At 74.1% G+C, this 5790-nt stretch carries 4 protein-coding genes; 3 read left to right on the forward strand and 1 reads right to left on the reverse strand.

The window, feature by feature from the left end:
* Positions 1-12: 12 nt before the first annotated feature.
* On the reverse strand, positions 13-1311 hold the full coding sequence (locus KBX46_RS21505) for a cytochrome P450 (RefSeq protein WP_210793813.1): 1299 nt from the start codon (positions 1309-1311) through the stop codon (positions 13-15).
* Positions 1312-1482: 171 nt separating this feature from the next.
* On the opposite strand from KBX46_RS21505, the gene KBX46_RS21510 reads away from it, so the two are divergent.
* The 3 genes from KBX46_RS21510 (at position 1483) to KBX46_RS21520 (ending at position 5707) form a co-directional block, all read left to right on the forward strand.
* A complete protein-coding gene (locus tag KBX46_RS21510; protein WP_099854988.1) occupies positions 1483-1719 on the forward strand; it encodes a hypothetical protein in 237 nt (78 codons plus the stop codon).
* A 116-nt stretch (positions 1720-1835) separates the two neighbouring features.
* Positions 1836-3161: an SWIM zinc finger family protein gene (locus KBX46_RS21515; protein WP_210793814.1), complete on the forward strand. Its 1326-nt coding sequence runs from the start codon at positions 1836-1838 to the stop codon at positions 3159-3161.
* A complete protein-coding gene (locus KBX46_RS21520; RefSeq protein ID WP_210793815.1) occupies positions 3158-5707 on the forward strand; it encodes a DUF6493 family protein in 2550 nt (849 codons plus the stop codon). The genes KBX46_RS21515 and KBX46_RS21520 overlap by 4 nt, the downstream gene beginning before the upstream one ends.
* The last annotated feature ends 83 nt before the right edge of the window (positions 5708-5790 follow it).

A 5790-nucleotide genomic window follows, 5' to 3' on the forward strand; every position in this document is an offset into this window, starting at 1 on the left:
GCCGCACGCCGACTAGCTTGCTGCGTCCGGCGTCGCCTGCCGTACCGGTTCGAATTCGGCAGGCCGATCTGGCCGACGCACGTCGGCCAGGACGAATCGGCTGCGGGGCAGCGCGGGGATGCGGCGCAGCGAGATGGTCAGGTCCTGCTCGAGCACTGTGTAGTCCAGGCGCGCCAACCAGCCGGCGAAGGCAGCGAGCAGAGCCACTGTGACATCCTCGCCGGGGCAGCGATGCCCGGTGCTCCGATCAGCCCCGCCCTGGGGGATGAGCTCGTACGGGTCGGGAGCACGCCCGACGAATCGCTGTGGGTCGAAGCGGTACGGGTCCGACCACAGCGCCGGATCGTGGTTCTGACCGTAGATGTCGAGCAGCACGAGTGACCCAGCGGGAACATGCTGGCCCTGCCAGGTCAGGTCGGTGACGGCCCGGCCACCCACGAACGGGGCGAACGGGTAGAAGCGGCGTACCTCGTGGGCGAACGCGACGGCGTAGGCGGCGTCGCCGGTGCGCAGCCGGTCGCGGTGCTCGGGCCAGAGGTGCAGCGCGTGGGCCGTGAATGCCACGAACCAGGACACCGCGACGGTGGGGCGGATGACGTTGAGCAGCTCGACCGCGGCGAGCTTGGGGTCCAGGGGCTCGCCGTCGCGGTCGCGGTGCCCGGCGACCGCTTCGAGGACGGAGCCCGCGGGTGCGGTGACGACATGTGCGCGGACCTGCTCGACGAGCCCGGCCAGCCAGTCCTCCCGCCGGCCACGGGCGCGCCGCGCCCGCCAGTGTCGCGGACCCACTGTGGCGAAGCCGTCGACCAGGGCGGTCAGGTCGCGGGCCACCGGCGCGATCTCCGCGTCGTCGACCGGAATCCCAGCCCAGCCGCAGACGCCCTTGGTGATCACGCGACTCGCCTCGTCGAAGAGCACGACGCGTCGCCCGTCGCCGCTGTTCGCGATCGCCTCGTTCCAGGCCGCGCCGACGTGGTCGACCAGGTCGGCGACGCGTCTCGGGTCGGTGAGCAGGGACAGGAACATCGCCTTGCGATGACGGTGGTCCGCGCCGTCGAGGGTGTGCACGGCCCGGTGGCCGAACAACGTTCCCTGTACCGGTTCCGGAATGGCCCCGTGCCGACGTACCTGCCGCTCGTCGTAGAAGAACCGCACCGCGTCGGGCCCGCGCAGCGTGAGTGCCGGCTGGCCCATCACGCGGGTTCGCACGGTGGACCGACCGTCGCGTCGCGCCAGGGCGGGTAGCCAGGCGTAGCCGTTGAGCAGGAACCCGAGTGAATCGTCCAGGTGTGGTCCGCGCTGGTCGGTCATGAGCGGCCAGTGCCCACTGTGCCCGGCCCGAAACCTCACCCCGGCCAAGCCCGCTCCGGCCGGCGCGGTTACCCAGCCGACAGTGAGCCCGTCGGTGGCATGGGCGGGGGTGTGTGGAACGGATCTCGGGGTAGCGCTTAGGGAAGTTCCGGATCCCCCGAGGAGGACGAGATGACCGATCCCAGGTACGTACCGATCGCACTGGCCGGCTCTGAACAGCTCATCGACGACGACGGCGTGGGCGCCGACGGCGGCGGGGAGATTGTCGGCGCGGACGACGCGGCGGCCGACGCCGCCCGGACCGGTGCCGACGTGGACCTGTCCCACGCGGCCCGCGACGGCGACGGGGTCCCGACCGGTGCCGCGGATGCCGAGGCCGACCGTGAGCGGGCCGCTGGCGACAGGTGACCCGACGAGGTGCGAACGGCCCGCCCCGCCGTTCCTGAGGCGGCGGGGCGGTTCGGGAGGGCAGCGACGGGCAAGCACCGGAACGGATGTCGGTCGGTCGCTCTACGGTGTGCGCCGTGAACGCCGTTCAGACGTACCGATATCTCCAGCCGTCCGCCTTGCGTACCGCTGGCCTCGACCTCCAGACCAGCGGCGGCCCGGCGGCCAACCCGCGCTTCTTCTCCGGGTTTCTCACCACCCCGGCGGCGGCGGCCGCCGGGCTGCTTGCCGTGGCCGAGGTGGCCCGCACCCGCTACCACCAGCCGGTCAGCCCGGCGAGCCTCGATCCGGTGGTGACCGGCAGCCGGAACCGGCTGCGTTTCGAGTCCTTCTCCGGCTGTTGCGGGGTGTACGCCCGGATGGACGTGGTGCCGGCCGGCTTCGACGGCGAGGTCGTCGGGCACGGCACCACCAACGTCGACGTCAACCCGCCGCTGCGCGAGGCCCTCGCCCGGGTGGGTGGGATCGAGCCGCTGCACCTGGCTGTCGGCCCGGACGACCTCACCGTCTCCACAATGGAGGCGGCGGTGGTGGAGCGGAAGGTCCCGCTGCCGGGGCGTTGGATGCGTGGCTTCGCCGAGGTGCACGTTCTCACCGCCGGGTTCGAGCCGCGCGCCGAGGTCCCCGCCACGGAGGCAGCGGCGTTCCTGCGCCGGCTGCCCGGGGGCAGCGATCGGTCGGTGCTCTGGGCGGTACCGGCCGGGCGCACCCTCCGACTGACCTCGCGCCCGGCGCCGGGCGCGGTCTGTCTGGCCGGCGCGGGGCGACTCGCGGCGCTGCGCGGGCTTCTCCGGCACGCCCGCACCCTGCGGGTGTACGGGCCGACGGTGCGCACCGGCTCACCGGCCGTGCCGAGCACGTGGGAGCTGGACACCGGGTCGCTGCGGCTGTCACTGACCCTCTCACCCGAGCCGTACCGGGGGTTCTCCGGCGAGGGGGCCGCACTGCTCGCGCTCGCCGGTGACGAGGTGATCGACGACGCGGAGCTGGTCGGCGCCCTGCTCTCCTGGGATCCGACGATCGACGTCGTCGCGCTGGCCGAGGCGGCCGGCCTGCCCGACGACCGGGTCCGCGCGGCCCTGGCCCAGCTCGGCACCGCCGGACGGGTCGGCTACGACGTCGCAGACGCCGGCTACTTCCACCGGGTGATGCCGCACGACGCCGGCCGGGCCGAGCGGGACAACCCCCGGCTGGTCGGCGCGCGCACGCTGGTCGAGCAGGGCGCGGTCCGCCGCGACGGCGATCATGCCACGGTACGCAGCGGCGACGAGGACTACCGGGTACGCCGACTGCCCGACGGGGGCTTCACGTGCACCTGCCGGTGGTGGGCGACGCACCAGGGGCAACGTGGCCCGTGCAAGCATGCCCTCGCGGTGTCGATGGTGGCGGAGGTGACGGCGTGACGGGCTTCTTCCGGGCGCTGATCCGTGGTGACGTGAGCACCGTCGAGGCAGCGCTGCACACGCTGGACGAACCGGCCCGGCGGGCGCTCGGTGACGAACTGGTCGCCCACGTCCGACGTCGGCGGGACAACTGGTGGTGGGGGAAGGAGGCGACCGCGCTGGCGGTAGCCGCCGTGGGCACGCTGAGCACCGCGACCAAGGCCGCGGCTCTGCTCGGTCGGCGGTCGGTCACGTTGGAGGACGTCGACTCCGAGCTGGTGGTCGCCGCAGCGCGGCAGCGGGGCGTGCCCTGGCTGGCCGACCTCGCGTACCGGCTGGCCGAGCGGCTGCCCCGCAGCCGAGCGTGGGACGGGTGGCACTTCATCGCGGACCTGCTGCTGGCGGAGAAGGCGCCACCGCCGACCGGGGACGCGTTCGTCGCCGGCTGGGCGCATTCGATGTGGTGGGTGCGGTCGGCCGAGGGGCGCCAGCAGGTGCCGATGCTCGACCGGCTGCGCGCCGACCCGTTCCTGGACGCGCTGGTGCCCCGCCTGTTCGAGGTCGACGGGATCGGCGCGGACCTGGCCTTCACCGGCTCCGGGCAGGCGGTGACCCCGACGTTGGCGGCGCTCGCGATGGAGGGTCGACTCGACCGGATGGCATTGCTGGACGGGGTTCTCGGCCGCCTCCTGCGCGGGGACCGACCCGGAGCGCTGCGTCCGTTCCTCGCCCTGCACGAGCAGCTTGGACCCAGCCCGGACGAGGTGGCGGCGCGGGCGAGCACGTACCTGCGGCTGCTCGCCGACGGACCGGGACCGGTGGCCGGCCTCGCGCAGCGGGCGCTGCGCGACTCGGGCCGCGAGGTGGAGTTCGAGTCGCTGCTGGACGCCTCGCGGGTCGTGTTGGGCCGACCGGAGAAGGTGCTGGTGCGGGCGCAGCTGTCCTGGTTGGACAGACTGGCCCGGCAGAACCCCGAGCGGGCAGCCGACATCGCCGAGGCACTCGCGTCGGGTGCCGAACATCCCGCCGCCGACCTGCGCGACCGCGCGGCGACGTTGGCGCAGCGGCACGGCCATCGGCTGGTCGCCACGGTCACCGTGGCAGTGGCCGACGACGAGCTGCCCCCGCCGGTGTCGCCCGCACCCGCTCCGTCACCGATCACCGAGGTGGACGAACTGGTCGAGGAAGTCGCCGCGCTGCACGCCCAGCGCTGGCCCTCGTCGACCCTGGAGCGGGTCCTCGACGGGCTGGTCCGATTGACCACCACCGACCGGGACCGGCTGGCCACCGCCCTACTGCCGGTGCTGCGGCGGGCCGAGGTGGGTGCCTGGGACCACCAGTGGGCGGAGTTCAACGTCCTGGTCCAACTGAACGGCGTTCTGCTGGCCGCCGCCGCACCCGGCGAGGCGGCCACCCGACGCGACCAGTGGTCCAGAATTCTCAGCCAGTCACTGACCCGGACGATGCGGCCGTTCCGGAACCGGCCGGCGGTCGAGCCGCCCCACGGGTCCGCGCTCACGCTGGTCTACTGCGCCCGGATCGCGGAGATCGGGCAGCGCCTGGACGGACGGAACGACCCCGGGCTGCTGGCCGCCCCGACGTCCGTCACCGGGGCCCTCGACGCGACCGCGCTCTATGAACGGCTGGCCGCACTCGGGGACCGTCCGGTGTGGCGGTGGGATCTCACCCAAGCCCTGCTGCGGCTGCCCGTCGGCGTGGACGAGGCGCTGGCGACCCGGGCCGCCGCGCTCGGCACCCCGGCCGGCGACGAACTGGCCAGTTGGCTGCGCGGCGACGCCCTGCCGGCACCGGTCCACGAGGTGGTCACCGTCGGCCGGCGTGAGCGCAGACGCAACTGGGACTACGGCTTCGACCAGCTGCCGGTCAGACGCACCGTCGTCACGAGCGCCCCGCCCGAGGGCGCAGCGGACCCGCTCGGACTCCTCACCGTGCCGGCGCACCCGATCGGACGAGGGCCGCACCGCTGGAGCAACCTGTGGCCAGCGCTGCTGCCGGGGCACCGGGGCCTGGTCGCCGCCCACCTCCTGCCTGAAATCGCCAGCGCCGCGCAGGAGGACGCCCGGGATTTCGCCATGGTCCTGCCGGTGCTCGCCGAGTGCACCGGCGAGGGCGGCCCGGCGCTCGACCTGGCGCTGGCGTACGGGCTGTGTGCCCGGCACGAGGTGGACCGGGTGGCCGCCCTCGACGCCCTACTGATGCTGGCAGCCGCCGGCGACCTCGATTCTCCCGGTGTCGGTGGCCAGTTGGGCGTGTTGGCGGCGGACGGCCAGCTGACGCTGACCCGGGTGGCGACACCGCTGCGCGACGCGATGGCGGCCGGTGCCCGCCTGAGCGTCTGGCGGTTGCTCGCCGCCGCGCTGCCACCGTTGCTGGCCGCACCCACCCCACCTCGCGGCACGCCCGACCTGCTCAATCTGGCGGCCGAGGCGGCCGCTGCGACCGGTGTGCTCATCGAGGTGCCGGGGCTGGGTGACGTGGTGGCGCGCGGCGGCACGAGCCGGTTGGTGACCGAGGCCCGCAGACTCGCCACCGCGCTGGCTGCCTGACCCGCCGGCTCACCCTGCGGTCGGGCCGGGACGTCCCCGTCCCGGTGGTGGGTGAGCCGGCGGCCCGGGTCGCCGGTTCGAGC

It is taken from the genome of Micromonospora sp. C81, from assembly GCF_018070425.1.
Lineage (GTDB): Bacteria > Actinomycetota > Actinomycetes > Mycobacteriales > Micromonosporaceae > Micromonospora > Micromonospora zamorensis.